Genomic DNA, 26,221 nt, shown 5'->3' with positions numbered 1-26,221 from the left:
GTTAACGCAGTTCAAACTCACCCTGATTAACGCGCGCGGAATCAACGCCGATAAAGACATTAAATTTGCCCGGCTCCGCGTCATATTTCATGCGCTGGTTCCAGAATTTCAGCGCATTAATATCGATCGGGAAGCTAACGATTTGGGTTTCGCCCGGTTTCAGATTCACCTTATCAAAACCGCGCAGTTGTTTTACCGGGCGGCTCACTGAAGCGGTGACATCCTGCAAATACATCTGAATAACCGTCTCGCCTTCACGTTTGCCGGTGTTGGTCACCTCGACGCTGGCGGTCACTTTGCCCGTGCGCGTCATCGACGGCGCGGACATCTTCACGTCAGAAACCTTGAAGGTGGTGTAGCTCAGGCCATAACCAAACGGATAGAGCGGGCCGTTCGCTTCATCAAAGTAGCGAGAGGTGTATTTGTTGGGTTTATCTGCATTATACGGACGCCCGGTGTTGAGGTGGCTGTAATAGACCGGGATCTGCCCGACAGAGCGCGGGAAGGACATCGGCACCTTACCGGACGGGTTGTAATCACCAAACAGAATATCGGCAATGGCATTGCCGCCTTCGGTGCCAGCAAACCAGGTTTCCAGAATGGCATCGGCTTGTTGATCCTCTTTCACCAGTGCCAGCGGACGACCGTTCATCAGCACCAGCACCAGCGGCTTGCCGGTGGCTTTCAGCGCGGCGATCAAATCGCGCTGGCTCTGCGGAATAGTGATATCGGTGCGGCTGGAAGCTTCATGTGCCATGCCCTGCGCTTCACCCACTACCGCAACAACCACGTCGGATTTTTTCGCCGCGGCGACCGCTTCATCAATCATCGCTTGCGGTGAACGCGGGTCAACAACCACCGCCGGTTCATAAAGATTGAGGAAATTAACGATATCTTTGTCATTGGTGATGTTTGCCCCTTTGGCATACACCACTTCACCCTTACCGGCCAGTGCGTTGCGAATACCGGTCAGCACGGTAACGGACTGATCGGCAACGCCAGCCGCAGACCAACTGCCCATCGAATCACGTTTGCTGTCCGCCAGCGGGCCAACCACCGCCACGGTGCCCGATTTTTTCAGCGGCAGCGTCTCAAGACGGTTTTTCAACAGCACCATACTTTCGCGCGCCACTTGACGCGCTTCTTTGCGGTGCAGACGGCTTTCGGCATTGGTGTCTTGCGGGTCGCTATCTTTCGGCCCCAGGTGGCTGTACGGATCGTTAAACAGCCCCATATCGTATTTCACATTCAGCACGTGACGGGTGGCATCATCCAGCTCCGCCATCGTCACTTTGCCCGATTTCACCAGGCCCGGCAGGTATTTGCTGTAGTACTCATCGCTCATACTCATGTTGATGCCGGAGTTCAGCGCCACGCGCACCGCATCTTCCGGATCAGCGGCGGTGCCGTGTTTAATCAGCTCTTTAATCGCCCCGTGATCGGAAATGGTGATGCCTTTAAAGCCCCACTCATCGCGCAGCAAGTCTTTCAGCAACCATGAGTCAGAGGAGGCCGGTGTGCCATTAAGCGAGTTCAGCGCCACCATCACACCGCCGCTACCGGCGTCCAGCGCGGCTTTGTACGGCGGCATGTAGTCGTTGAACAGGCGCTGCGGGCTCATATCAACGGTGTTGTACTCTTTACCGCCTTCTACCGCCCCATAGGCGGCGAAGTGTTTCACGCTGGTCATCACCGAGTAGCGATCCGCCGGGCTTTTGCCCTGCATCGCTTCTACCATGGTGCGCCCCATTTCTGAAGTCAGGTAAGTATCTTCGCCAAACCCTTCAGAAACACGGCCCCAACGCGGATCGCGCGAGACATCAACCATTGGCGCCCAGGTCATATTCAGGCCGTCATCAGCGGCTTCATAGGCAGAAACGCGACCAACCGTTCTCACCGCATCAAGGTTGAAACTGGAGGCAAGACCGAGGCTAATCGGGAAGACGGTACGCTGGCCGTGTACCACATCATAGGCGAAAAACAAAGGGATTTTCAGGCGGCTCAACTGCATCGCCTGATCCTGCATGGCGCGAATATCCTGCCGGGTGACGGTGTTAAAAATCGCGCCGACCTGGCTTGCTTTGATCATGTCGCGAATGGCTTCTTTTGGGTTATCCGGCCCGACGCTGATTAAACGCAACTGGCCGATTTTTTCATCGACCGTCATTTTCTTGAGCAGCGCAGTGACAAACGCATCCCTTGCTTCTGGCGTCAGCGGATGGTTGCCGAACATCTCTTCCGCCAGCGCAGGTTGCAGCGCGAGGCTCACAGCGACACCTACAGAACATAGCCATTTCATGTCGTTTACTCTCTTGTTTTTTCACCCATAACCGCGGTCACTGGCCGCGAAAGAAACGCAGTGTGCCATAATCCTGGCACGTGTTGCAGAGTGGGACTCTGATTTTTATGCGAATTCGCTCCCCCCGTTTGGTTTTACGGGACTAACATTAATGCGCACTTTACACGTCATCATGCATAACGCGCCAAAGCGGCAGGTCTTCACATTCTTATGACGCTTACTGAGATAAGCTTCCGGGTGCCAACGCTACTCAAAGGCGGCCCGAAGAATGAAGTGTATTGAACAATGATTAGCCACAAGGAGTGGATAATGTCACATCCAAATAACGCCTTTATCAGCGAACTCAAACGGCTGGTTGGCGCGTCTCACCTGCTTACCGACCCGGCCAAAACGGCCCGCTATCGTAAGGGCTTTCGTTCAGGCCAGGGCAACGCGCTGGCGGTGGTCTTTCCTGGCTCGCTGGTTGAGTTATGGCGCGTTCTGCAAGCCTGTGTTAACGCCGATAAAATTATTCTGATGCAGGCGGCAAACACCGGGCTGACGGAAGGTTCGACGCCAAACGGCAATGATTATGACCGGGAAATCGTGATTATCAGCACTCTGCGCCTTGATAAGCTGCACCTGTTGGATAACGGCGAACAGGTACTCGCCTACCCTGGCACGACGCTCTATTCGCTGGAAAAAGCGCTCAAACCGCTGGGCCGCGAGCCACATTCAGTGATCGGCTCTTCCTGCATTGGCGCATCGGTGATTGGCGGCATCTGCAATAACTCCGGCGGTTCACTGGTGCAACGCGGCCCGGCCTACACCGAAATGTCGCTGTTCGCACGCATTGATGAGCAGGGCAAACTGGTGCTGGTGAACCATTTAGGGATTGCGCTGGGGGAAACACCGGAGCAGATCCTCAGCAAACTCGATGACGATCGTGTTAGCGATAGCGACGTGTTGCACGACCAGCGCCACGGCCACGATCATGATTACATCACCCGCGTGCGCGATGTCGATGCCGACACCCCGGCGCGTTACAACGCCGACCCGCAGCGCTTGTTCGAATCCTCCGGCTGCGCGGGGAAACTGGCCGTTTTTGCCGTCCGTCTCGACACCTTCCCGGCCGAAACGCGCCAGCAAGTGTTCTATATCGGCACGAATCAAACGGCGGTGCTGGCGGAAATCCGTCGTCATATTCTGGCCAACTTCGAAAACCTGCCCGTCGCCGGTGAGTATATGCATCGCGATATTTACGATATCGCCGAGCGCTACGGCAAAGACACCTTCCTGATGATCGATAAACTCGGCACCGATAAAATGCCGTTCTTCTTCACCATGAAAGGCCGCACCGAAGCGCTGCTGGAAAGAGCGACGGTATTTAAGCCGCATTTTATTGATCGTTCCTTGCAAAAAATCAGCGGCTTTTTCCCGTCTCACCTGCCGCCGCGCATGAAAGAGTGGCGTGATAAATATGAACATCACCTGCTGCTGAAAATGTCCGGCGATGGCATTGCGGAAGCACAAAACTGGCTGAAAACGTACTTTACTAATGCAGAGGGCGACTTTTTTGTTTGCACGCCTGAAGAAGGGAGCAAAGCATTCTTACACCGCTTTGCCGCCGCAGGTGCGGCGATTCGTTATCAGGCGGTACACGCCGATGAAGTGGAAGATATTCTGGCGCTGGATATCGCGCTGCGCCGCAATGACAGCGACTGGTTTGAGCATTTGCCGCCGGAAATCGACAGCCAACTGGTGCATAAGCTCTATTACGGCCACTTTATGTGCCATGTTTTCCACCAGGATTACATTGTGAAAAAAGGCGTGGATGCCCATGCGCTGAAAGAGCAAATGCTGGAACTGTTACGCCAGCGTGGCGCGCAATACCCGGCCGAGCATAACGTCGGGCATCTGTATGAAGCCGCGGAACCGTTAAAACGTTTTTATAAAGAAAACGACCCGACAAACAGCATGAATCCCGGCATCGGTAAAACCAGCAAGCGCAAGTTCTGGCAAGAAGAACACGCTTCAAATAACGCACCGTCAACGACGATGAAATAACCCGTTGACAGGCTGTATTTGTGCTCCTTTCGTAATAGAGTAGCGAACAGCGCCATAGAAACGTTTCTATGGCCGCCCGCTTTGAAGGAGCACACCCGTCATGTCAGCTGTCGATATCTTATCCGGTCCTGCGGTGGTAGTGCGCGACGCCTGCCCTGAGGATGTTCACGCCATTGCCTCGCTTTATGCCTGGCATGTCCTGCACGGTCGCGCCTCCTTCGAAGAAGTTCCGCCAACCATTGATGAAATGCGCACCCGCATGAACCATATTGCTAAAGAGGGTTTACCGTGGATGGTTGCGCTCTATCACGGCATTGTGGTCGGGTATTGCTATGCCGGTTATTACCGTCCGCGCGAGGCGTATCGCTATACGCTCGAAGAGTCCATTTATGTGGATGCCAGCATGACCGGGCGCGGCATTGGCAGTACGTTGATGAGCGCGTTGATCGAACGCTGCGAAGAAGGGCCGTGGCGGCAACTGATTGCGGTGATTGGCGATGGCAACAATAATTCTGGTTCACTGCGGCTGCATAAAAAGCACGGGTTTGAGATTGCCGGGCAGTTGCGAAGCGTCGGCTACAAGAAAGGCGACTGGCGGGATACGCTGATTATGCAGCGTCCACTCAACGACGGTGACTGGACGCTGCCGGAGTAATTAATCGTTTTGCGCGGTCTGCTCACCCGCAGACGGGTTTTGCGCCATCTGCGCCGCTTTCTGGCGCTTATAGCTTAATGCAGACGCCGGAACCGGCTGCACTTTGCCGGTTTCAATCCAGGTACGTAAACGGCTGGCATCGGCAAAATGGGTAAATTTGCCAAACGCATCCATTACCACCAGCGCCACCGGTTTGTTGTTGATCACGGTACGCATCACCAGGCAGTGTCCTGCCGCATTGGTAAAGCCGGTTTTCGTCAACTGAATGTTCCAGTTATCGCGGTACACCAGGTGGTTAGTGTTGCGAAACGGCAGCGTATACGCCGGATTAGCGAAAGTCGCCATCTCTTCACGCGTGGTGCTTAACTGACCAATCAGCGGATACTGTTTGGTGGCAATCAGCAGTTTGCTCAGATCGCGGGCGGTCGAGACGTTATGAATCGACAAACCGGTCGGTTCAACATAACGCGTATTGCTCATGCCTAAGGCTTTCGCTTTGGCGTTCATCGCCGCGATAAAGGCGTTATAACCGCCCGGATAGTGGTGTGCCAGGCTCGCTGCCGCGCGGTTTTCCGAGGACATCAGCGCCAGCAGCAGCATATCTTTACGGCTGATTTCGCTATTAAGGCGCACGCGAGAGTAAATCCCTTTCATCTCCGGCGTCTGGCTGATATCCACTTTGAGTTTCTCATCCAGCGGCAGGTGCGCATCCAGCACCACCATTGCCGTCATCAGCTTGGTAATGGAAGCAATAGGACGCACCAGATCAGGGTGGCTGGAGTAGATAACCTGATTGGTTTGCAGATCGACAATCATCGCGCTACCTGAAGCGATTTCAGGCTGTGCGGCAGTGGTCGCCGCTGTGGTTTTCGCGACGGCAAACGGCACCACGGGCGCAGCCAGTAATAAAGCCAGGCTTAATAAGGAAACTCGAAATTTCTGCATGGTGAGACTTCTGAAAATTATTCACGCACGTTATTACGCACACCGCTTCTGTCAGCCGGAGCAATAACAGAGCTGGCTTGGGCATAATAGCCGCCATGCAGGGTTGTCGCCAGAGGATAATCGTTGCGAGAGATTGCGTTGCCGACATTTACGCCAGCAACGCAACAGGTTTAGAACAAGCGGTAACCGTAACCCCACAGGATCACCGTCAGCGCCAGCAGCACTTCGAGCACCAGCACACCAATCGCCAGCGTCGAGCTTGAGAAACTCAACCCCTCTTCTTTGTTGATATTAAGGAAGGTCGGGATACCGACATACAGCAAATAACCGGTGTAAAACAGCGCCACCGTCCCCACCAGCGCGCAAAGCCACACCAGCGGATAGAGCGCCACAATCCCGCTGAGAAAGAGCGGTGTCGCCACATAACCGGCGAATACCATACAGCGCCCTAATGAAGGCCGCTGCGGCAAGCTACGCGCCATCCACCAGATAACGCGGCCCATCACCGCCACGCCTGCCAGCATCAACGCATAGAACAGCACCGCCAGATAGAAACCGGTAAACAATGACAGCGTCACCACACTATTTTCGCCAAAATTCCAGCCAATTTGCGTGGTACCAATAAACGCGCAAACAACCGGAATCGCCGCCATGATTAATACATGGTGGGTGTAGTGATGCGAAATTGTCTCGTTTTCGCCCTTGATAACCTGCATTTCACGATCGGGATGGGAAAAGAGTCCCCAGACATGGTTCATAACGCCCCCTCGCTGAAAGCCCGAACATCGACACTGTCAGTATAATTCACTATTTAGATTATTTTTTGTACAGCAACAAAAATGCTGCGACAACGAAACGGCGTCATTCCGGCGAAGGCGCGATATCGGGTGTATGCTTATAAGCGTTTTACCGGGAGGACGTAAAAACAATGGATATCAATCATCTGATTAGCCAGTATGGCTACGCCGCACTGGTGATTGGCAGTGTGGCTGAAGGGGAGACAATTACCCTGCTGGGCGGTGTTGCCGCGCATCAGGGGCTGTTACGGTTCTGGCTAGTGGTGGTATCCGTGGCGCTCGGCGGCATGATCGGCGATCAGCTGCTTTATCTCGTCGGCAGACGCTACGGCACGAAAATCCTGCGCCGCTTCTCCCGCCACCGGGACAAAATCCACCAGGCGCAATCGCTTATTCGCCGCCATCCTTACCTGTTTGTTATCGGCTCACGCTTTATGTATGGCTTTCGCATTATTGGCCCGCTGCTGATTGGTACCAGCCGTTTGCGACCAAGAATCTTTCTGCCGCTCAACATCGTTGGGGCCATCGTCTGGGCGCTGCTGTTTACCACGCTTGGCTACGTGGGCGGGGAAGTAATTGGCCCGTGGCTGCACCAGTTCGACCAGCATGTAAAACGCTGGATCTGGCTGATTCTCGCCATCGTGCTGGTGGTTGCACTGCGCTGGTGGTTCCATCATCGGCGGAAAAAACGCCAGCGCAACGCGTCAAACGACTAAGCCGTTTTCGGTTTGAACTGCGGGTTCGCCAGCATAAAACCCCCATCAATGATCAACGATTGACCGGTGGTGTAGCTGGCATGTTCTGAACAGAGCCAGGCGACCATGCTGGCTATCTCTTTGGTGGTGCCCGGTCTTGTCAGCGGAACAATGGGCAACGAACCCGGTTTTGCATCTTCATCGCGCATGTTATTCATCGGCGTGGCTATCGCCCCCGGCGCGACGGCGTTCACCAGGATGTTGTGATCCACCAGCTCCAGCGCCATTGATTTGGTTAAGCCTCCGAGCGCATGTTTCGCGGCGGTATAAGCGCTGGCGTCCGGCAACGGCGTGTGCTCATGCACCGAGGTGATGTTGACGATGCGCCCGCCCTGCCCCTGCTGCACCATGTGCCTGGCGGCGATTTGCGAACAGAGAAACGCACCGTCGACATCAACGGTAAAAATGCTGCGCCAGTCTTCAAACCGCATATTGAGAAACGGAGCTTTGCTCATCGCCCCGGCGTTATTCACCAACACATCAATTCGCCCGAAGCGGGAAATCAACGTCTCAATTGCCTGCGCGCCTTCCGGCAACTGGCTGAGATCGAGATGGATGGTTTCTGCGCGCCGCCCAAGATCCTCAACATGTAAAGCGGTATCTTTCGCGCCGTTTTCGTCTGAATGCCAGGTGATGCCGATATCAAATCCCTGTTCCGCCAGCATCAGCGCACACTGTTTACCAATCCCGGAATCGGCGGCGGTCACAATCGCAACTTTCGTTACAGGCATAGGTCGTCCTCTGGTTAACAAATAGACAGGTAAGTATAGGAAAAAGGCACAAAGCCGTGAGATTGCCTACGCTTTTAACTACCTGCATATAAAAAGGACGAAGAAAATGATGAAGATACTGCTTTGGGCAATCCTGATTATCTTTCTGATTGGTCTGCTGGTGGTCACCGGCGTGTTTAAGATGATCTTCTAAAATGTGCCGCCGGGTAGCACCCGCTACCCGGCATTCAGGGTTAATTCCCCTGCGCGCTGTAATTCACCGGCACCCAGCGATAGCCGTTATCCGCCTTCATCACTTTACCGATGCCGGGAAAAGCAATATGCGCCGCCGCTACCCAGTCGCCTTCACGCGCGACCTGCGCCAGCACGTTTTCACGGGTTTTTACCGCTTGCTGCTGGTTAACATCGAAATGAATCGCCACTTCCGGCTGCGGCAGTTGCACCGGATGCGCATGAATAATATCGCCCCACAGCATCAGCGTCTTACCGCCGTGTGTAACGCGGTAAATCACGCTGCCAGGCGTATGACCCGGCGCCGGGATCGCTTCAATGCCGGCGATAATTTGCGTCGGCGCGCGGAAAGTGCTGAGCTTACCGGCATCCATCACCGGGCGCAGTGAGCGTTCCGATTCCGCAAAAGTGTGGCGTTGCCCCTCCTCGACCTCTTTTGCATGCGCCGGGTTGAGCCAGAAATCAACATCACGCTGATCGACCCGCACGGTGGCATTGGTGAACACCGGTTTGCCGTCGCGCTGCACGCCACCTGAGTGATCGGCATGAATATGCGTTAACAGCACCGTATCAATGGTGGCCGGGTCAATGCCCGCCGCACGCAGGTTTTCCGGCAGATGCCCGCCCGCGTTGCCAAACAACGACCCGGCACCCGCATCCACCAGAATTAACTGCTTGCCGGTATTAATCACAAAGGCGTTGATCGAGGTTTCGGCATTGACCGGCAGGCTGGCCTGCGCCATCCGTTCCTGCAACTGCTCCGGGGTGATATGGGTCAGCAGTTTGTCGAACGGGACCGCAACGGTGCCATCGGAAACGGCGGTGATTTGCCAGTCGCCCATTGCCATACGGTAAAAACCCGGCGCTTGCGGCTGGTGCGTTGAGAGCGGTGTGGCGGCAATCGCGCCAAAACTCAAACCCGCCGTCGCCAGCGCGAACAGAAGTGGATAATGTTTCATACTCTTCTCCAGTCGTTTTCGTTGCGCCAGTATCCGGCAACGGCTACTATCACTCCAATTGATTGGAGCAATAATGACTATCAAAGAGAATGATTTCCGCAAAATCGATCTTAACCTGTTGATCGCCTTTGCTGTGCTGTTTCGCGAACAGAGCGTTTCTGCGGCGGCCGATAAGCTGCATCTGGGTCAACCGGCGGTGAGCGGTGTGCTGTCGCGCCTGCGCACCCTGTTTGACGATCCGCTGTTTATTCGTAGCGGCCATAAAATGCAACCCACCGCCCGCGCCGTGGAGCTGCACACCGAGCTGCTACCGCTGCTGGAGCAGTTGCAAAGCGCACTGTTTCAGCAAACGGCGTTTGATGCACAAACAGCGACCGTTACGCTAACGCTCGGGATGGCGGACTGGGTGGAAATGTGGTTGATGCCGAAGCTGATCCCGGCGCTGCAACAGGCTGCGCCCGGCATGCGCCTGAATGTGGTGGCCAGCGATCCGTTCAGCGATGCAGGTCGGCTGGAAGGCGGCGAGATGGATATGGCGATAAGCGTCGCCGAGGCCGGACCGCGCTGGCTGGAGCGCGAAGTGCTGGCCACCATGCCGTTTATCACGCTCTGGCACCCGCAACAGCTGGCGCTGAACGCGCCGCTGGATATCGACACCTTTGCCGCACAGCCGCATTTAATGGTCAGTTACCGGGAAGCCACCAGCAGCCACTTCGACACATTGCTGGCAAAAACCGGCCATCAGCGCCGCATCCACTACACCACGCCGCATTTCGCCGCCCTGCCGGGGTTGCTGGAGACGATGCCCGCGCTGGCAACCGTACCGGCAGGCCTGGCGCAGGAGTGGCAACGCACACGAGGATTTGCGAGCAGCCCGCTGCCGCTGGATGTACAGCCGATTGAGCTGGCGATGCTGTGGCATCAGCGCCACAGCAGCGATCCGGCGGTAATGTGGCTGAAAGAGTTTATCGCTAAACGCTTTAACTGACGTTTCTGCCCGGTTTGACCGGGCAGAGCGCGTGTTATTTCAGGCTCTCACCGTTACTGGCGATGACATCGCGATACCAGTAAAAACTTTTCTTACGGCTGCGTGCCAGGGTGCCGTTGCCGTTATCATCGCGATCGACGTAAATAAAACCGTAGCGCTTGGAGATCTCCGCTTTGGAGGCACTGACCAGATCAATCGGCCCCCAACTGGTGTAGCCCATCACCTCGACACCATCGTCAATCGCTTCACGCACCTGCACCAGGTGATCGTTGAGATAAGCAATGCGGTAATCGTCGTTAATGCTGCCATCCGCTTCCACCGTGTCTTTCGCGCCCAGACCGTTTTCAACGATAAACAGCGGCTTCTGCCAGCGATCCCACAGCATATTCAGCAACGTGCGCAGGCCAATCGGGTCAATCTGCCAGCCCCATTCCGAGCTTGCCAGATGCGGGTTTTGCACCATGCTGAGAATGTTGCCGCGCGCCTTCTGGTTCAGCTCTTCATCGGTGGTGACACAGCCAGTCATGTAGTAACTAAAGGAGATAAAATCGATGGTCGATTTCAGCGCGTCGCGATCGGCATCGGTGATATCAATGTGAATGCTGTTGTCGCGGAAATAGCGCAGCATATAGCCCGGATACGCGCCACGGCACTGCACATCGCCAAAGAATTCCCAGCTACGATTCTGCTGGAGCGCTTCCAGCACATCTTCCGGTTTACAGCTCAGCGGATACATCAAACCACCCAGCAACATGTTGCCGATTTTGCCATCGGGGACAATCTCGTGGCAGGCTTTTACCGCCAGCGCACTCGCTACCAGTTGGTGATGAATCGCCTGATACACTTCCGCTTTGCTGCTGGTTTCCGGCAGGCCGACGCCGGTCATCGGCGCATGCAGCGACATGTTGATCTCATTAAAGGTCAACCACAGCTTCACTTTGCTGGCATAACGCGTGAACACCGCACGCGCATAACGCTCAAAAAGGCCGATGGTTTTGCGGTTGCCCCAGCCGCCATACTGCTTCACCAGCCCCCACGGCATCTCATAGTGGGAGAGCGTCACCAGCGGTGTGATGCCATGTTTTGCCAGCTCATCGAACAGCTTGTCGTAAAACGCCAGCCCCGCTTCGTTCGGCGCGGTTTCATCGCCGTTGGGGAAGATGCGCGTCCAGGCTATCGACACGCGCAGGCAGCGAAAACCCATCTCGGCAAACAGGGCGATATCTTCCGGGTAGCGGTGATAGAAATCGATCGCCACATCCTTCAGCGCACTGTCACCCGGCACACGTTCGACGACATCGCCGAACACGCCTTTTGGCTGTACGTCGGAGGTCGAAAGACCTTTCCCGCCTTCAAGATACGCGCCTTCCACCTGGTTGGCCGCGAGTGCGCCGCCCCACAAGAACGCTTTCGGAAATGCTTTCATCACTTTCTCCTTTGATTAGCCCGCAACCGCAAGCAGCGGCATACCGGCCTGAACTGAACGGGATGCCACGGTGTGAACACCACCGAAGCTGTCGCTATTACTGATGATAATGGGCGTGGCGAGATCGAACCCGGCAGCGATAATCGCCTCGCGATCGAACTCCAGCAGCAGATCGCCCGCTTTCACTTTGTCGCCCACCTGCACATGGGCGATAAACGGTTTACCATCGAGTTTCACCGTGTCGATACCGACATGGATCAGCACTTCAATGCCGTTATCGCTGAGCAAGCCAATGGCGTGTTTGGTTTCAAACAGCGAAGCCACTTCACCGGCAAACGGTGCCACTACCCGGCCATCGGCTGGAATAATCGCCACGCCCTCACCCAGCAAACCGCTGGCGAACGTGGTGTCCGGCACCTGGTCGAGTGCCAGCACGCTGCCGTTCATTGGCGCAAGGATCTCATTGGCTTTGGCGGGTACAACGTCAACCGGCTCGGCGGCGACGGGCGTTTTTGGCAGACCGGCGACAAACGTCAGTACGCAAGAGAGCGTCAGCGCGACCACACTACCCACAATGCCGCCCCACAGCGTGGCGTCAACGCCGCCCGGCGGGATCATCTGCGCCAGCGTAAAGACGTTGGGGAAACCGAAGGAGTAAACATGGCTGTTACTAAAACCGACAATCGCGCCGCCAATCGCCCCGGCAACACAACCGAAAATAAACGGACGACGCAGCGGCAGCGTTACGCCGTAGACCGCCGGTTCGGTAATACCAAAGATACCGGCGGCGATGGCGGAACCCGCCAACATTTTCTGTCGGCCATCACGGGTGCGCAGGAAGATCCCCAATGTGGCCCCCACCTGGCCTAATACCGCTGGCAGCAGGATAGGCAGCATGGTGTCCTGACCGAAGACCGCAAGGTTGTTGATCATCAACGGCACCACCCCCCAGTGCAGACCGAAAATCACACAGACCTGCCACAGCGCGCCGAGTGCCGCGCCCGCCAGCCACGGCGCCAGCGTGTAAATCGCCTGGTAGCCGTGCGCCAGCATCTGGCTAAGCCAGGTGGCGACTGGGCCAATCACCAGAAAAGTCAGCGGCACGGTAATGGCAATGCAAAACAGTGGCGCGAAGAAGTTCTTAATCGACGCATGCAGAAAGCGGTTGCCCTGCTTTTCCAGCCAGCAGCTAACCCATGCGGCCAGAATAATGGGGATCACCGAACCGCTGTAATTAATAAAGGTGACCGGAATGCCCAGGAAGGTTTCACTCACCGCCCCGCTCGCCTGGCCCGCCTCAAAGGCGCTTATCATCAGCGGGTGGGTTAATGCCCCGCCAATTGCCATAGTGATAAACGGGTTGCCGCCAAATTTTTTCCCGGCGGTGTAACCGAGGATCAGCGGGAAGAAGAAAAAGAGCGCGTCGCTGGCGGCAAACCAAATTTTGTACGTGCCGCTGGTGGTCGTGAGCCAGCCGCAAACCACCGCCAGTGCCAGTAGACCTTTGAGGATCCCGGAAGCCGCGAGAATGCCGATAAACGGCGTGAAAATGCCGGAGATGATATCGATCATGCGGCCAAACAGGCTGCCTTTATCATCGCCTGCCGCCACGGGGGTATCGTCTGTTAAGCCCGCCTCGTTACGCACCGCTTGCCAGACATCGTGAACGTGATTACCAATGACCACCTGAAACTGACCGCCGCTTTCCACCACCATAATCACGCCGGGGTTGGCTTTTAAGCCTTCGGCATCGGCTTTTTTCATCTCTTTAAGTTTAAAGCGCAACCGCGTAGCGCAGTGCACCAGGCTTGTGATGTTCTCCTTGCCGCCAACGTGGCTGAGGATCTCTTTTGCCAGCGCTTGATATTCCATGCTGCGTTCCTTACTTCATGCCCGAAGGCGTTGACTGAGTAAAAAAAAACCTGAGACCGGCACCTCTCGGTGTCGGACTCAGGTTTTGCCTGCATTATGCTTGCAGTAACAATCCGTAAAGCGCGTTTAGCGCCGTTCTTTGCGCACTCGCTCAATATGAATAGCGAGGAACATAATCTCTTCTGTGGTCAGCGGGCGCTGATAATTGCTTACCAGGTGGCGCGCCACTTTTTCCGCGCACTGCCAGGCCAGCCGGTAGTTCTCTTTGACCGCCTGGTGAAGCGACAAATCATCGTCTTCTACCACCGTGCGGCTCAGCATGCGCTGGGAGAAAAACTTCAGGTGCGTGACAAAGCGGTGATAGCTCAGCGACTCTTCATCGTATTCCAGTTTCAACTGATACTTCACGATATGCAGAATTTCCTGCATCACCTTGGTGATATGCATCACTTCAGGCATTTCGCTGTTCAACTGCGCCGTCACCAGATGCAGGGCAATAAACCCCGCCTCATCTTCCGGCAGCTCCACACCAAGACGTTGGGCGAGGATCGCCCGCGCCTGCTGACCCAGTTCAAACTCTTTCGGGTAGAGGCGTTTTATCTCCCACAACAGCACATTGCGCACCACCGCGCCCTTTTTCTGCCGTTCAATGGCAAAAAAACAGTGGTCAGTCAGCGTGATGTAGAGACTCTCCTGCAACGTCCCGAGCCGCGCTTTGGCAAGCTCAATAATGCGATCGCAGGCGGTCATTACCTCCAGCGGGATCTGGCTGAGAAGCTCACCAAGACGCCGCACCAGCTCATCGCTCTGCAAGGCGAACACTTTTTCGATACTGCGCTCATCGAGTTGATCGCCGGGACGTTTCTGGTAAGCAATTCCCCTGCCCATCACCACTTGTTCGCGCTGCTGCTCGTCCAGCACCACCACGACATTGTTGTTTAATATTTTGGTGATATTCATTCCGACCCCGGAAATAAAAAAACCTGACCTCCGACAGTTGCCAGATGATCAGGTTTCGCCTGCTTGCGCAGTAACAATCCACGCTCGCACTTTAAACTAGCTGTATTGAAGCGAACAACGAGACAGCCAGTGAAATGTGATCGCCATCATACGATATATTCAGTTAATGAATATTGTAATCGGTTCGCGTCAGCCGCAAACGCAGGTGAGCTGGCGAGAGATCGCCTGCGCGATATCGTCGGAATGTTTATAGGTGCGGATCTCAGTAAACAACTCGCTGGCCTCAAGATATTCTTTGCGTAAATAGCCCAGCCACTGTTTGATGCGCGCAACGTGATACAAGCCGGTATCGCCCTGCTTTTCCAGCCGCGAATATTTCGCCAACAACGCGACAACCTCCGGCCACGGCATACGCGGTTCGTTATATTTCACCACCCGACTCAGATTCGGCACATTCAGCGCGCCGCGGCCAATCATCACCGCATCACAGCCGGTGGCGGCCATACAATCCTGTGCACTTTGCCAGTCCCAAATCTCGCCGTTGGCAATCACCGGAATGGTTAACCGCTTACGGATCTCGCCGATGGCGTGCCAATTGATGCACTCGGCTTTGTAACCCTCTTCTTTGGTGCGCCCGTGTATCGCCAGTTCGCTGGCGCCGGCCTGCTGTACCGCATCGGCAATTTCAAACGCGCGCGCAGGGCTGTCCCAGCCAAGACGCACTTTTACCGTCACCGGCAGGTGCGACGGCACCGCTTCGCGCATCGCTTTTGCACCACGATAGATAAGCTCAGGATCTTTGAGTAACGTCGCACCGCCACCGCTGCCGTTGACCAGTTTCGACGGGCAACCGCAGTTGAGATCAACCCCCCAGGAGCCCAGCTCAACCGCGCGCGCGGCATTTTCAGCCAGCCACTGCGGGTATTGTCCTAAGAGTTGAATACGCACCAGCGTACCGGAAGGCGTTCGGCTTTGACGGTGCAACTCAGGGCAGATTTTATAGAAGGATTTTACCGGCAGGCGTTGATCCACCACGCGTAAGAATTCGGTGATGCACAAATCATAATCGTTAACCTCGGTCAGCAGCTCGCGCACCAGCGAATCGAGCACGCCTTCCATCGGCGCCAGTAATACACGCATATATCGCCCCGCAAAAAAGAGGCGCCATAGTAGCGTCTCTGTTCAGGCGTGGAAAGTGCCTTTCTTCACTACACTTTGGGCTACGTGTGGCGCTAAATCTTGTGGGAATGCATAACGTTCCTGAATGGAATGTTTGGTATGCTCATAATTCATGATGTGATCAGTAGCACGTTTTTTGCTTTAATTGTATGATGAATGCGTTTCGACAAGGGCTTTCACCATGAGTAACTCACTGAATATTATCTGGCAGTATCTTCGTGCGTTTGTGCTTATTTACGCTTGTCTCTACGCAGGCATTTTTGTTTCATCGCTGCTGCCCATTACCATTCCTGGCAGCATTATCGGCATGCTGATTATGTTCGTGCTGCTGGCGCTGCAAATTCTGCCTGCCAAATGGGTAAATCCGGGCTGCTTTATTTTGATCCGTTACATGGCTCTGCTGTTCGTACCCATTGGCGTTGGCGTCATGCAATATTACGACCTGCTGCGTGCGCAGTTCGGCCCGATTGTTGTTTCCTGCGCGGTGAGCACAATTATTGTCTTTTTGGTGGTGAGCTGGAGCACCCATCTGGTGCATGGCGAGCGTAAAGTGGCAGGACAAAAAGGTCGTAAAGAATGATGACGTATATCTGGTGGTCGTTACCGCTGACGCTGGCGGTTTTTTTCGCCGCGCGTAAACTCGCCGCGCGTTTCAAGCTGCCGCTGCTCAACCCGCTGTTGGTGGCGATGGTGGTGATTATCCCGATCCTGCTGGTGACGGGTATTCCGTATGACCACTATTTCCAGGGCAGTAAGGTCCTTAACGATCTGTTGCAACCTGCCGTTGTTGCGCTGGCGTTTCCGCTCTATGAGCAGTTACATCAGATTCGCGCCCGCTGGAAATCAATTATTACTATTTGCTTTATCGGCAGCATGGTGGCGATGTTTTCCGGTACCGCCGTTGCGCTGCTGATGGGCGCGACACCGGAAATTGCGGCATCGATATTACCGAAATCCGTTACCACGCCGATTGCGATGGCGGTTGGTGGCAGCATTGGCGGTATCCCGGCAATCAGCGCAGTGTGCGTGATCTTTGTCGGCGTATTGGGCGCAGTATTCGGTCATACCCTGCTGAACCTGATGCGTATAACCACGAAATCGGCACGCGGGCTGGCGATGGGAACCGCCTCGCATGCGCTGGGTACCGCGCGCTGCGCCGAGCTGGATTATCAGGAAGGGGCGTTCAGTTCGCTGGCATTAGTGATTTGCGGGATTATCACCTCGCTGGCCGCGCCGTTTTTGTTCCCGGTTATCCTCGCATTGCTGGGTTAAAATTTGCGATACGTCGCGCATTTTTAATTTGAGTTTCATAAGTTGCACATACAGTGTGAAGTGAATCACACATAGAGGCTATGCGGCCCCGTAAACTACGATTCCAATACACTGCTATGAGGCACAGCTATGCATTCACGTTTTCACCCTGCTTTTTCCGGGCTTGCGGAGAATTTACAGACCGCACTGGCTCCTCTGCTGGTGGATGAGCATTTCCCCGCCATGCTGAGCGCAGAGCAGGTGGCAACATTGCAAAGCGCGACGGGGCTGGACGAGGATGCGCTGGCGTTTGCGTTACTGCCGCTCGCCGCCGCCTGCGCCCGCACCGACCTTTCCCACTTCAACGTGGGCGCGATTGCGCGTGGCATCAGCGGAACATGGTATTTCGGCGCCAATATGGAGTTTCTTGGCGCGACAATGCAACAAACCGTACATGCCGAGCAGAGCGCCATCAGCCACGCCTGGCTGCGCGGGGAAAAAGCGCTCTCTTCCGTGACCGTCAACTACACGCCGTGTGGCCACTGCCGCCAGTTTATGAATGAACTGAACAGCGGCCTGACTCTGCGCATTAACCTGCCGGGTCGCGCGCCGCATACGTTGGGCGATTACCTGCCGGATGCGTTTGGTCCAAAAGATCTCGACATCAAAACGCTGTTAATGGACCAACAGAACCACGGTTTTTCACTGCACGGTGATGACGTGGCACAGGCGGCAATCCACGCGGCCAATAAAAGCCACTCGCCCTACACCCATTCGCCGTCGGGCGTGGCAATTCTTTGTCGCGACGGGCGTATCTTCAGCGGTAGCTACGCGGAAAACGCCGCATTCAACCCCACGCTGCCACCATTGCAAGGCGCACTGAATCTGCTGAGCCTTGGCGGCTTCGACTACTCGGATATTCAACGTGCTGTACTGGCGGAACGCGCCGATGCGCCGCTCACCCAATGGGATGCCACCACCGCCACACTGCGCGCACTGGGATGTGAGAAAGTTGAACGTGTTTTGCTGAGTAAATAACTCACGCTGCGGGTTCGCGCCCGCAGTGATGAAAAACCCCGCAATTGAACCGTGGTTTCTTGCGCTTGCCGCACGGGTAAAGTAGCCTGAGGGACATTCTAATCCTGTTCGAGTCTGCTGCATGTTAAAGCGTTTTTTTTACAGCTTGTTAGTCCTCATCGGCTTGCTGCTGTTAACTGCGCTTGGCTTAGACCGCTGGATGAGCTGGAAAACCGCCCCCTATATTTACGACGACTTGCAGGATCTTCCCTGGCGGCAGGTCGGCGTCGTCCTCGGTACCGCAAAGTACTACCGTACTGGCGTTATCAATCAATATTACCGCTACCGAATTCAGGGCGCGCTTAATGCGTATAACAGCGGCAAGGTAAACTACCTGTTGCTGAGCGGTGATAATGCCCTGCAAAGCTACAACGAACCGATGACCATGCGTAAGGATTTAATCGCCGCTGGTGTCGATCCTGCCGACATCGTGCTGGATTATGCCGGTTTCCGCACACTGGATTCGATTGTGCGCACGCGTAAAGTCTTCGATACCAACGACTTCATTATCATTACCCAGCGTTTCCACTGCGAACGTGCGTTGTTTATCGCCCAGCATATGGGCATCCAGGCACAGTGTTACGCCGTGCCTTCGCCGAAAGATATGTGGAGCGTCCGCGTGCGCGAATTTGGCGCGCGGCTGGGCACTATTGCCGATCTGTATATGTTCAAGCGTGAGCCGCGCTTCCTCGGTCCGCTGGTGCCTATTCCGTCAATGCAGGAAGTGCCGGACGACGCGCAAGGCTACCCGGCCGTCACCGCCGAGCAGCTTATCGATATGCAAAAGAAAGGAAAAAACTGAAGCGTCAGTTAATTGACGCGTTGCGACTGTTGGTTTTCATTGGACGGAGAAGCGTAAAGCCGCGCTCAACAAAATGGCGGTGATCGATAGCCGCACGGCTGGCTCTGTCGAGCGTCCACTGGCCATTTAGCGCGTTGAAGGACAATGCTTTCTCCCCTTCCGGCGTATTAACCAGGTATTCCCCGCTTTTTAAATACCCTGCGCTACACACAATCCGTGCTGGCGGGCTGTTCTTCATCCTGAACTCTATTTTGCGAAAGCCAGTAGGTACCGGGCAGAAATAGAAAAAGGGTAAGGACGTGATTTTGAGATCGCCGAGGGAGGCAATCACGTCGCCATCGCGCAACAGTTCGACATTTTTCAGAGAGAAGTTAACAGGAGTATTTTTTTCATGCGGTAGATTATCAACAGTAAAATAAACAAAATTCATAAGCGCCCCTGAGCTGCGGATACAACCTCATTCACAGATTCATTCTTTCAAGCGTAAGTAGCTATGGGCATACAGGCATTCAGAATTGGCTTAAATATCGGGCACATGGGATGCACCCGAAGTGCAAAGCGAAGCGTCAGGCCACTTTGCTTTCATGCTGCTGCAGGCTACGCTCAAGGTCGTAGATCAGGCTTCTCACCATATCAGGGGTTAAATTAAAAAAAGGCGAATCAAACGTCGTTGCTCCCGCGCCGCAAGGCCCCGTGCTGCAACCAAACTTCACTACCACGCCATTCAAATCCTCTACCACTCCCACCTGCCAGCCAATCACGGGAAGTGCAGGAAACGTGCACTCACTGTTCATCCCTAATCTCCTTATTAACATTGCGACTTTATTGAGCGTAGCACTGAAGCAAAAAATTTAACAACTCGCCGTGAGTGAAGTTTTTGGGTAGGAAGCAGTGGGTTTAATCCATCGCAACAGGCGGTAAACAGGCAAAAAAAAGCCCGCTATTTCAGCGGGCCTGGTATAGATGATGGGATTATTTTTTACGTGCGTATTTCAGTGAGTCCAGCGCCACGGCGAAGATAATGATGCCGCCCTTGATGATGTACTGCCAGTACGGGTTAATACCGATATAGGTCAGACCGTAGTTGATAACGGTGAAGATAATCACACCGGTCACTACGCCAAGCACGGTACCCACACCGCCGCTGAAGGAGACCCCGCCAACCACGCAGGCGGCGATGGCGTCCAGTTCATACATAAAGCCCAGGTTGTTGGTAGCGGAACCGATACGACCCGCTTCCAGCATCCCGCCGAAGGCATAGAACACACCGGACAGCGCGTAAATCATCAGCAGGTTCAGCGCCACGTTAACGCCGGAGACTTTTGCCGCTTCCGGGTTACCACCGATGGCGAAAATATTTTTGCCAAAGCGGGTTTTATTCCACAGCACCCAGACGAACGCCACGGCGATCAACGCATAGAAAGTGATATACGACAGACGGAAACTGCCCAGCGCAATAAAGCCCTGCGTAAAGGTCGAGAAGCCGCTGTCAAAGCCGGAAATCGGCGACGCACCCACAAAGTCGTAGTACAGGGAGTTGATACCATAAACAATAATCATCGTACCCAGCGTGGTGATAAACGGCGTCACGTTCAGGTAAGCAATCACGATACCGTTCACCAGGCCAATCACTGCGCCGATGACGCAGACAATCAGGATCACCACCGGAATCGGCATTGTCGACATATCCGGGAAGACTTTGTTGACGTTTTCCATCGACTGCAGCAGCGTTGCGGCAACCACTGCCGCGAGGCCAACCTGACGTCCGGCGGAAAGGTCTGTACCCTGGGTCACAATCAGACCCGCTACACCCAGCGCGATAATAATACGCACCGAGGATTGCGTCAGAATGTTACTTAAGTTCAGCAGACTTAAGAATGTGGGATCCTGAAAAATGATAATGGCCAGTAACACTAAAAGAACAACGTAAATACCGCCGTCTTTCAGATAAGTGAGAAAAGTTTTCTTATTTAACGCACTCATGAGGAGCCCCTGATCTTAAAGGTGCAAAGACGCAAGACGGAGAATTTCGTTTTGCGTTGTCGTTTTAGTATCAACAATTCCGGAAACGAGGCCATTGCTCATAACCAGAATACGGTCAGTGATGCCTAACAACTCAGGCATTTCAGAGGAAATAATAATGATCCCCTTATTCTTTTTCGCCAGTTCGGCAATCAGTTGGTAAATTTCAAATTTAGCCCCAACGTCAATACCACGGGTCGGCTCATCAAGCATTAAAATTTCTGGCTGCGTTAATAGCCAGCGACCAATAACCACTTTTTGCTGGTTACCACCGGAAAGCGAACCAATTTGTGTACGGTGGCCGGGTGTTTTAACACGCATGGAGTCAATAACCCATTGGGTATCGCTCTTCATGCGGCTATTATCCAGCAGACCGACTTTATTTTTGTAATTCTGAATATTTGAGATTAATGAGTTAAAACCGATATCAAGATAAGCATAAATACCGGTAGAACGGCGTTCTTCCGTCACCAGCGCAAAGCCATTATTAATCGCTTCATTGGCGGTGTGATTATTAATCAACTTGCCATGAAGTTTAATCGTGCCTGCGGACTTTTCGCGAATACCAAATAACGTCTCAACAATATCAGTACGTTTCGCCCCGACCAGCCCCGCGATACCGAGAATTTCGCCTTTACGTAAATCAAAGGAGATATCGCGAATAGAGGGCTGGCGCAACGAGGTGAGATTACGCACTTCAAGAATGGTTTCGCCCGGCACGTTGTGCTTGTCCGGGAAGCGCTGGTTCAGGGATCGGCCAACCATTATGGCGATGATTTTATCCATATCCAGCCCTTCCAGCGGCTGGGTGGCAATCCACTGGCCGTCGCGCAGAATAGTAATTTCATCGCACAGCTGGAATATCTCTTCCATTTTATGGGAGATATAAACAATGCCACAGCCACGATCTTTCAGTTTACGGATAATTTTAAACAGATGATTAACTTCTTTTTCCGTCAGCGAAGAAGTCGGCTCATCCATAATGACAATTTTGGCGTCATAAGAGAACGCTTTGGCAATTTCAATCATCTGCATTTGCGATACAGATAATGTTCCCACGCGTGCTTTAGGGTCGATATCAATATCCAGCTCATCAAAAATGGCTTTGGTATCGTGGAACATTTTATCCTGATCGACAAACATGCCTTTGGTCGGATAACGCCCCAACCACATATTATCCATCACGGAACGTTGCAACACCAGGTTGAGTTCCTGGTGAACCATCGAAATACCATTTTCCAGCGCTTCTTTAGCGGAATGGAAATCGATCTCTTTCCCCTGAAAAAGAATACTGCCGGAATCTTTTTGATAGATCCCAAAAAGACATTTTAATAATGTTGATTTCCCCGCACCGTTCTCGCCCATTAATGCATGGATCGAATGCGGACGGACTTTCAAATTGACATTATCGAGTGCCTTTACGCCTGGAAAAGACTTGTTGATATTGCTCATTTCCAACAAGAATTCACCTGACGACTGAGTATTATTGCTGACCATAATTATACCTTGTTGGCCTGGCATATCGTGTTATAAGGGCGCAACAGTCGTTGCGCCCAATGAGAACATGCTTTCTTAATATTATTTACCGGCGATTTCAGCCAGGTTGTCTTTATCTACACCAACGTAAGGAATACGAACAATTTTATTTTCGATTTTCCAGGTGGTGCCATCTGCCGCGCCTTTACCTTCGGCCAGGTTTTTCGCCAGATCGAAGCTCGCTTTCGCCTGGTTGTTCGCATCGTTCAGCACGGTACCGGCCATCGCACCGGATTTCACCAGTGCCAGAGCTTCTGGCAGCGCATCGACGCCAAATACCGGAATAGCGGATTTGTTGTGTGCTTTCAGTGCTTCAACCGCGCCCATTGCCATCGCGTCGTTGTTAGCGATAACCACTTCAATTTTGTTGGCGTTCGGGCCAGAGAGCCAGGCGTCCATTTTGTCTTTCGCCTGAGCGGTATCCCACATAGCGGTATCCAGAGCCAACTGCTGGGTTTTAATGCCCTTATCATTCAGCTCTTTGATAACGTAAGTGGTACGTGCTTCAGCATCCGGGTGGCCCGGCTCGCCTTTCAGCAGTACAAACTGGATCTGGCCATCTTTGTTCAGATCCCAACCCGGGTTCGCCGCCCAGTGTTTAGCAATCAGGTCGCCCTGAATCACGCCGGATTCTTTGGAGTCGGTACCCACGTAGTAGGCTTTATCGTAGCTATCCAGCGCTTTACGAGAAGGTTCTTTGTTAAAGAAAACAACCGGAACGTTTTGACCACGCGCTTTCTCAATCACCGTGCCTGCCGCAGCCGGGTCAACCAGGTTGATCGCCAGTGCTTTTACGCCTTTTGCCAGCAGCACGTCGATCTGATCGTTCTGTTTGGATTGGTCATTCTGCGAGTCGTTCATCAGCAGCTGAACATCTGGCGCTGCTTTGGCGTCTTTTTCGATAGCCTTACGGACAACGGACATAAAGTTGTCGTCATATTTATAGATGGTCACACCAATGCGGGTATCCGCTGCGTGTGCGGCTGCGCCAAAAAGCATGCTTGCCATAACAGCAGACAGAGTCAACACCTTCTTATTCATGGTATCTCCGGTTTTTTTATATGCAGGGTAGTTCTTGTGAATAATGCTCGGCGGGTCAGTTGTTACGAAAACGTTACTGCCGACCGAAGTTCACTCTAAAAATCCATTCGTCCGTGTCCGGGTAACGCTCCAGAAGTTCGCTTTCTTCGATGTTTCAAAGCGCTCACTTATAGTGAAAGTGATTAATCACCGTTACATCGTGTTTCAGCTTCTAAAACGCTGACATCATAGTCAGCGCCTTGTTAAGATACTGTGAATTTACTCACAGATTGAAAACGGTTACATCATCGAAGTTTATAAGTTAGTGATCGGCGCCACAGTTTGCCGCGCGGTCACGGAATGGCGGCGTACCAGGGTCGGCATAAAGCAGTGCGCAGCCTCTGGATCCAGCTTTCCTGCGGCCCCCTGCAACGCCAGCTCGGTCGCCAGCCGCGCCATTGAGGCGACCGGGTAACGTACCGTCGTCAGTTGCGGGTCGGTGTAACGCGCTATTGGAATATCATCGAAACCAATGAGTGATAAATGCTGTGGCACCGCAATGCCGTTGTCTTTCAGCGCCGTCAACGCACCCGCTGCCATGCTGTCGTTATAGGCGAAGACTGCGGTGAGTTGCAGGTTGCGTCCCAGCAGCTCCACCATCGCCGCTTCACCGCCTTGCATGTCCGGCGAACCGGTGCCAACCCAGCTTTCCGGGGCATTAATCCCCTGCTCTTCCAGCGCACGGAACCACCCTTCGCGGCGCATATCGTTATCTTCAATCTGATGGCTGGACGCCAGATAACCGATGCGCTGATGGCCGTTATTGAGCAGCATGCGCGTTGCCATCACCGCCCCGCTGACGTTATCAAGGCAGACGCAGCGGTGCGCATAGCCAGGCACCAGCCGGTTGATAAGCACCATGCCGGGGATCTGCTCCATGAAGCCCGTAAGCTCTTCATCGCTTAGTGCTTTTGAGTGAACAATCAGGGCGTTACAGCGTTGGCGGATCAAAACTTCAATGGCGTGACGCTCTTTTTCCGCTTCATGATAACTGTTGCCAATTAGCACATATTTTTGGTGCTGCTGAGCAACCGTATCCACCGCTTTCACCAGCGCACCGAAAAAGGCATCGGAGACATCCATCACCACTACGCCAATGGTGTCGCTAACCTGCGTCGCCAGCGCCTGGGCGTTGGCATTCGGGCGATAACCCAGTTGGGCAACGGCTTTCATCACCGTTTCGCGCGTTTCCGGGCTGACCAGCGCGCTGTTATTAAGCACGCGGGACACCGTCGCGACAGAGACGCCCGCATGCCGGGCAACGTCACGAATGGTGATCATTTTTACCTACCTTTTCTGGATTGCGGCAGTTCACAGCCACCCCCTGTGTTAAGTAAGGAGGCTATTCTGGCAGTCAGCAGACGATTGCTACGTGAGTGGCATCACATGAATGGAAACGGTTACATCCGTTTTGTTAATGATTGTGATCCAGATCGTTATCTGGATGTGCGCGCTAATGACGTCCCTGCAGCACGTGCGGTCAATTGCCGCCATAGCCATTCCATTGGCCCCTGGCGAAAACGCCTGAGCCAAAACAGGGAGAAGAGGATATTCACGGCCCATACCGCAGGCACGAATGCCAGCAGTTGCAGGCGGTCGAACTGCATAAACAGCCCGAAACGATTGAATAAGGTGATGCAAATTAACGTTTGCAACAAATAGTTGGTAAGCGCCATGCGTCCAACACAGGCAATAGCGTTGACCAGCTTGAAACCACAGATCTGCGGCCAGAATCCCCACGCCAGCGCGGCGTAACCCACCGCCTGTAACGGCGCGCCAAGTTCACGCGGAGCTTGCAGAAAGAAAGCGCACCAGCGATACGACCAGCCTAGCTGCCACTGAGCAATAATCGCAGGGATGTTGATCAGTAGCCCTAGACCAATCAGCAGCCCCCCCGTTCGGCGGTAATGGCGCAGGCTGAATTGCCCTTTCAACCAACCGCTGCGCATCAGCGCCGCGCCTATCAGCATCATGCCCGCCAGTTGCCAGCCATATTGCGCCCCCAGCGACAACAGTGCATTAGAGAGCATATCCGCACGATTGCTGATGGCCTCCCCTATGCCGCCGCTGACTCGCCACCAGGTTTCGTACTGCACATTCGCCGTATCCGGCAACCAGGAGCGGTTCGGCTGCGCACCTGAAATGCCCCCCAGCAATAACAAAACAGCAATGCCAATCAGGTACAGCACCACACCGGTATTGAACATCGTCTTCACATTCTGCGCATCGCGTACCATGCGCCAGGCAATTAGCCCAACCAACCCATAAGCCAGCAGGATATCGCCATCCCAGAAGAAGAGAGCATGAATGAAACCGAGCAGCACCAGTAGCGTCAGGCGCGACTGGATCCAGCGCTTCCCGCGCGGCAGCAACATTTGCAGACCCGCACCGAACAAAAGGGCAAACAGTGAGAGGAATTTCACCTGCGCGAAGAGATCGAGCAGCGCCCAAGTCCAGGCATCCGACACCGTGATGTCGCCGTACCAGGCTGGGTTAAGATAAGCCGCCTTTGGCAAACCAAAGGCGGTGATATTCAGCAAAAGAATCCCGAGAATGGCGATGCCACGAATAAAATCCAGCGTGACATTCCTCTCCATGTCGGCGGCTCCC

General features: G+C 54.0%; 25 protein-coding genes. 9 read left to right on the top strand and 16 right to left on the bottom strand.

Features of this window, described 5'->3' with window-relative positions; genetic code table 11:
• Position 1 precedes the first annotated feature (1 nt).
• A complete protein-coding gene (gene bglX, locus ACFX4O_RS08825) occupies positions 2-2,299 on the bottom strand; it encodes a beta-glucosidase BglX (protein WP_380208144.1) in 2,298 nt (765 codons plus the stop codon).
• Positions 2,300-2,608: 309 nt separating this feature from the next.
• Between bglX and dld the strand changes: the two genes are divergently transcribed.
• Together dld and ACFX4O_RS08815 are read left to right on the top strand one after the other, a co-directional pair.
• Positions 2,609-4,345: a D-lactate dehydrogenase gene (dld, locus tag ACFX4O_RS08820; RefSeq protein ID WP_380208142.1), complete on the top strand. Its 1,737-nt coding sequence runs from the start codon at positions 2,609-2,611 to the stop codon at positions 4,343-4,345.
• Between the two features lie 100 nt (positions 4,346-4,445).
• On the top strand, positions 4,446-5,000 hold the full coding sequence (locus tag ACFX4O_RS08815; RefSeq protein ID WP_131410649.1) for a GNAT family N-acetyltransferase: 555 nt from the start codon (positions 4,446-4,448) through the stop codon (positions 4,998-5,000).
• Here the strand turns inward: ACFX4O_RS08815 and pbpG are convergent, their stop codons facing one another.
• Both pbpG and ACFX4O_RS08805 read right to left on the bottom strand, forming a co-directional pair.
• Positions 5,001-5,945, bottom strand: a complete 945-nt coding sequence (pbpG, locus tag ACFX4O_RS08810; protein ID WP_380208140.1) for a D-alanyl-D-alanine endopeptidase — start codon at positions 5,943-5,945, stop codon at positions 5,001-5,003. It abuts the gene before it with no gap.
• Positions 5,946-6,115: 170 nt separating this feature from the next.
• Positions 6,116-6,703, bottom strand: a complete 588-nt coding sequence (locus ACFX4O_RS08805; protein WP_017459802.1) for a Yip1 family protein — start codon at positions 6,701-6,703, stop codon at positions 6,116-6,118.
• A 170-nt stretch (positions 6,704-6,873) separates the two neighbouring features.
• Here ACFX4O_RS08805 and ACFX4O_RS08800 point away from each other — a divergent pair, with 170 nt between their 5' ends.
• A complete protein-coding gene (locus tag ACFX4O_RS08800) occupies positions 6,874-7,458 on the top strand; it encodes a DedA family protein (RefSeq protein ID WP_131410655.1) in 585 nt (194 codons plus the stop codon).
• Here the strand turns inward: ACFX4O_RS08800 and ACFX4O_RS08795 are convergent.
• Entirely contained in the window at positions 7,455-8,228 is a 774-nt protein-coding gene (locus tag ACFX4O_RS08795; protein WP_380208137.1) for an SDR family oxidoreductase, read from the bottom strand. The two genes, ACFX4O_RS08800 and ACFX4O_RS08795, sit on opposite strands and share 4 nt — an antisense overlap.
• 106 nt (positions 8,229-8,334) lie before the next feature.
• On the opposite strand from ACFX4O_RS08795, the gene yohP reads away from it, so the two are divergent.
• The gene (yohP, locus tag ACFX4O_RS08790; RefSeq protein ID WP_017459799.1) at positions 8,335-8,421 is read left to right on the top strand and encodes a small membrane protein YohP; all 87 of its coding nucleotides are present in this window, start codon (positions 8,335-8,337) and stop codon (positions 8,419-8,421) included.
• Positions 8,422-8,461: 40 nt separating this feature from the next.
• Here the strand turns inward: yohP and ACFX4O_RS08785 are convergent, their stop codons facing one another.
• On the bottom strand, positions 8,462-9,418 hold the full coding sequence (locus ACFX4O_RS08785) for an MBL fold metallo-hydrolase (RefSeq protein ID WP_380208135.1): 957 nt from the start codon (positions 9,416-9,418) through the stop codon (positions 8,462-8,464).
• Between the two features lie 73 nt (positions 9,419-9,491).
• Between ACFX4O_RS08785 and ACFX4O_RS08780 the strand changes: the two genes are divergently transcribed.
• Positions 9,492-10,406 carry a LysR substrate-binding domain-containing protein gene (locus tag ACFX4O_RS08780; RefSeq protein ID WP_380208133.1) on the top strand — a complete coding sequence of 305 codons (915 nt, stop codon included), beginning with the start codon at positions 9,492-9,494 and terminating at the stop codon, positions 10,404-10,406.
• Positions 10,407-10,440: 34 nt separating this feature from the next.
• Here the strand turns inward: ACFX4O_RS08780 and ACFX4O_RS08775 are convergent, their stop codons facing one another.
• The 4 genes from ACFX4O_RS08775 to dusC all read right to left on the bottom strand — a co-directional run bounded on the left by ACFX4O_RS08775 (position 10,441) and on the right by dusC (position 15,804).
• Positions 10,441-11,832, bottom strand: coding sequence for a glycoside hydrolase family 1 protein (locus tag ACFX4O_RS08775; RefSeq protein WP_380208132.1), 1,392 nt, complete (start codon positions 11,830-11,832; stop codon positions 10,441-10,443).
• Between the two features lie 15 nt (positions 11,833-11,847).
• Positions 11,848-13,704, bottom strand: a complete 1,857-nt coding sequence (gene bglF, locus ACFX4O_RS08770; RefSeq protein WP_380208130.1) for a PTS beta-glucoside transporter subunit IIABC — start codon at positions 13,702-13,704, stop codon at positions 11,848-11,850.
• Positions 13,705-13,830: 126 nt separating this feature from the next.
• The gene (gene bglG, locus ACFX4O_RS08765) at positions 13,831-14,664 is read right to left on the bottom strand and encodes a transcriptional antiterminator BglG (RefSeq protein ID WP_380208128.1); all 834 of its coding nucleotides are present in this window, start codon (positions 14,662-14,664) and stop codon (positions 13,831-13,833) included.
• A gap of 189 nt (positions 14,665-14,853) precedes the next feature.
• A complete protein-coding gene (gene dusC, locus ACFX4O_RS08760; protein ID WP_380208126.1) occupies positions 14,854-15,804 on the bottom strand; it encodes a tRNA dihydrouridine(16) synthase DusC in 951 nt (316 codons plus the stop codon).
• 220 nt (positions 15,805-16,024) lie between these two features.
• Here dusC and ACFX4O_RS08755 point away from each other — a divergent pair, with 220 nt between their 5' ends.
• The 4 genes from ACFX4O_RS08755 to sanA all read left to right on the top strand — a co-directional run bounded on the left by ACFX4O_RS08755 (position 16,025) and on the right by sanA (position 18,973).
• Complete coding sequence (locus ACFX4O_RS08755) at positions 16,025-16,423, top strand: CidA/LrgA family protein (protein ID WP_380208124.1); 399 nt, start codon at positions 16,025-16,027, stop codon at positions 16,421-16,423.
• The gene (locus tag ACFX4O_RS08750) at positions 16,420-17,115 is read left to right on the top strand and encodes a CidB/LrgB family autolysis modulator (protein WP_131410673.1); all 696 of its coding nucleotides are present in this window, start codon (positions 16,420-16,422) and stop codon (positions 17,113-17,115) included. The genes ACFX4O_RS08755 and ACFX4O_RS08750 overlap by 4 nt, the downstream gene beginning before the upstream one ends.
• 129 nt (positions 17,116-17,244) lie before the next feature.
• Positions 17,245-18,132: a cytidine deaminase gene (cdd, locus tag ACFX4O_RS08745; RefSeq protein ID WP_380208121.1), complete on the top strand. Its 888-nt coding sequence runs from the start codon at positions 17,245-17,247 to the stop codon at positions 18,130-18,132.
• Between the two features lie 121 nt (positions 18,133-18,253).
• The gene (gene sanA, locus ACFX4O_RS08740; RefSeq protein ID WP_131410677.1) at positions 18,254-18,973 is read left to right on the top strand and encodes an outer membrane permeability protein SanA; all 720 of its coding nucleotides are present in this window, start codon (positions 18,254-18,256) and stop codon (positions 18,971-18,973) included.
• Positions 18,974-18,977: 4 nt separating this feature from the next.
• Here sanA and ACFX4O_RS08735 read toward each other — a convergent pair whose 3' ends face one another.
• From ACFX4O_RS08735 to yeiB, 7 genes are all read right to left on the bottom strand, one after another.
• A complete protein-coding gene (locus ACFX4O_RS08735; RefSeq protein ID WP_380208120.1) occupies positions 18,978-19,403 on the bottom strand; it encodes a hypothetical protein in 426 nt (141 codons plus the stop codon).
• Between the two features lie 136 nt (positions 19,404-19,539).
• Entirely contained in the window at positions 19,540-19,767 is a 228-nt protein-coding gene (locus ACFX4O_RS08730) for a hypothetical protein (protein ID WP_380208118.1), read from the bottom strand.
• A gap of 178 nt (positions 19,768-19,945) precedes the next feature.
• The gene (gene mglC, locus ACFX4O_RS08725) at positions 19,946-20,956 is read right to left on the bottom strand and encodes a galactose/methyl galactoside ABC transporter permease MglC (RefSeq protein WP_131410683.1); all 1,011 of its coding nucleotides are present in this window, start codon (positions 20,954-20,956) and stop codon (positions 19,946-19,948) included.
• Between the two features lie 15 nt (positions 20,957-20,971).
• Positions 20,972-22,492: a galactose/methyl galactoside ABC transporter ATP-binding protein MglA gene (mglA, locus tag ACFX4O_RS08720; RefSeq protein WP_380208116.1), complete on the bottom strand. Its 1,521-nt coding sequence runs from the start codon at positions 22,490-22,492 to the stop codon at positions 20,972-20,974.
• 81 nt (positions 22,493-22,573) lie between these two features.
• Positions 22,574-23,572, bottom strand: coding sequence for a galactose/glucose ABC transporter substrate-binding protein MglB (mglB, locus tag ACFX4O_RS08715; protein ID WP_131410687.1), 999 nt, complete (start codon positions 23,570-23,572; stop codon positions 22,574-22,576).
• Positions 23,573-23,866: 294 nt separating this feature from the next.
• Positions 23,867-24,892 (bottom strand): HTH-type transcriptional regulator GalS, encoded by a 1,026-nt coding sequence (gene galS / locus ACFX4O_RS08710; protein ID WP_380208114.1) that lies wholly within the window; start codon positions 24,890-24,892, stop codon positions 23,867-23,869.
• A gap of 155 nt (positions 24,893-25,047) precedes the next feature.
• On the bottom strand, positions 25,048-26,208 hold the full coding sequence (gene yeiB / locus ACFX4O_RS08705) for a DUF418 domain-containing protein YeiB (RefSeq protein ID WP_380208112.1): 1,161 nt from the start codon (positions 26,206-26,208) through the stop codon (positions 25,048-25,050).
• Positions 26,209-26,221 lie beyond the last annotated feature (13 nt).

It is taken from the genome of Kosakonia sp. YIM B13571 (assembly GCF_042788095.1).
GTDB lineage: Bacteria > Pseudomonadota > Gammaproteobacteria > Enterobacterales > Enterobacteriaceae > Kosakonia > Kosakonia quasisacchari.
Note: the sequence above shows the minus strand (reverse complement) of the source record. Positions and strands in the feature narration are given on the sequence as shown.

Bases quoted from the DNA above. Each gene is read 5' to 3' on its own strand.
- yohP (WP_017459799.1), top strand. From the start codon at position 8,335: ATGATGAAGATACTGCTTTGGGCAATCCTGATTATCTTTCTGATTGGT.
- cdd (WP_380208121.1), top strand. From the start codon at position 17,245: ATGCATTCACGTTTTCACCCTGCTTTTTCCGGGCTTGCGGAGAATTTA.
- ACFX4O_RS08815 (WP_131410649.1), top strand. From the start codon at position 4,446: ATGTCAGCTGTCGATATCTTATCCGGTCCTGCGGTGGTAGTGCGCGAC.
- dusC (WP_380208126.1), bottom strand. From the start codon at position 15,804: ATGCGTGTATTACTGGCGCCGATGGAAGGCGTGCTCGATTCGCTGGTG.
- ACFX4O_RS08735 (WP_380208120.1), bottom strand. From the start codon at position 19,403: ATGAATTTTGTTTATTTTACTGTTGATAATCTACCGCATGAAAAAAAT.
- ACFX4O_RS08750 (WP_131410673.1), top strand. From the start codon at position 16,420: ATGATGACGTATATCTGGTGGTCGTTACCGCTGACGCTGGCGGTTTTT.
- dld (WP_380208142.1), top strand. From the start codon at position 2,609: ATGTCACATCCAAATAACGCCTTTATCAGCGAACTCAAACGGCTGGTT.
- ACFX4O_RS08775 (WP_380208132.1), bottom strand. From the start codon at position 11,832: ATGAAAGCATTTCCGAAAGCGTTCTTGTGGGGCGGCGCACTCGCGGCC.
- mglC (WP_131410683.1), bottom strand. From the start codon at position 20,956: ATGAGTGCGTTAAATAAGAAAACTTTTCTCACTTATCTGAAAGACGGC.
- galS (WP_380208114.1), bottom strand. From the start codon at position 24,892: ATGATCACCATTCGTGACGTTGCCCGGCATGCGGGCGTCTCTGTCGCG.
- ACFX4O_RS08730 (WP_380208118.1), bottom strand. From the start codon at position 19,767: ATGAACAGTGAGTGCACGTTTCCTGCACTTCCCGTGATTGGCTGGCAG.
- sanA (WP_131410677.1), top strand. From the start codon at position 18,254: ATGTTAAAGCGTTTTTTTTACAGCTTGTTAGTCCTCATCGGCTTGCTG.
- mglA (WP_380208116.1), bottom strand. From the start codon at position 22,492: ATGGTCAGCAATAATACTCAGTCGTCAGGTGAATTCTTGTTGGAAATG.
- bglG (WP_380208128.1), bottom strand. From the start codon at position 14,664: ATGAATATCACCAAAATATTAAACAACAATGTCGTGGTGGTGCTGGAC.
- ACFX4O_RS08805 (WP_017459802.1), bottom strand. From the start codon at position 6,703: ATGAACCATGTCTGGGGACTCTTTTCCCATCCCGATCGTGAAATGCAG.
- mglB (WP_131410687.1), bottom strand. From the start codon at position 23,572: ATGAATAAGAAGGTGTTGACTCTGTCTGCTGTTATGGCAAGCATGCTT.
- ACFX4O_RS08800 (WP_131410655.1), top strand. From the start codon at position 6,874: ATGGATATCAATCATCTGATTAGCCAGTATGGCTACGCCGCACTGGTG.
- pbpG (WP_380208140.1), bottom strand. From the start codon at position 5,945: ATGCAGAAATTTCGAGTTTCCTTATTAAGCCTGGCTTTATTACTGGCT.
- ACFX4O_RS08780 (WP_380208133.1), top strand. From the start codon at position 9,492: ATGACTATCAAAGAGAATGATTTCCGCAAAATCGATCTTAACCTGTTG.
- bglF (WP_380208130.1), bottom strand. From the start codon at position 13,704: ATGGAATATCAAGCGCTGGCAAAAGAGATCCTCAGCCACGTTGGCGGC.
- bglX (WP_380208144.1), bottom strand. From the start codon at position 2,299: ATGAAATGGCTATGTTCTGTAGGTGTCGCTGTGAGCCTCGCGCTGCAA.
- yeiB (WP_380208112.1), bottom strand. From the start codon at position 26,208: ATGGAGAGGAATGTCACGCTGGATTTTATTCGTGGCATCGCCATTCTC.
- ACFX4O_RS08795 (WP_380208137.1), bottom strand. From the start codon at position 8,228: ATGCCTGTAACGAAAGTTGCGATTGTGACCGCCGCCGATTCCGGGATT.
- ACFX4O_RS08785 (WP_380208135.1), bottom strand. From the start codon at position 9,418: ATGAAACATTATCCACTTCTGTTCGCGCTGGCGACGGCGGGTTTGAGT.
- ACFX4O_RS08755 (WP_380208124.1), top strand. From the start codon at position 16,025: ATGAGTAACTCACTGAATATTATCTGGCAGTATCTTCGTGCGTTTGTG.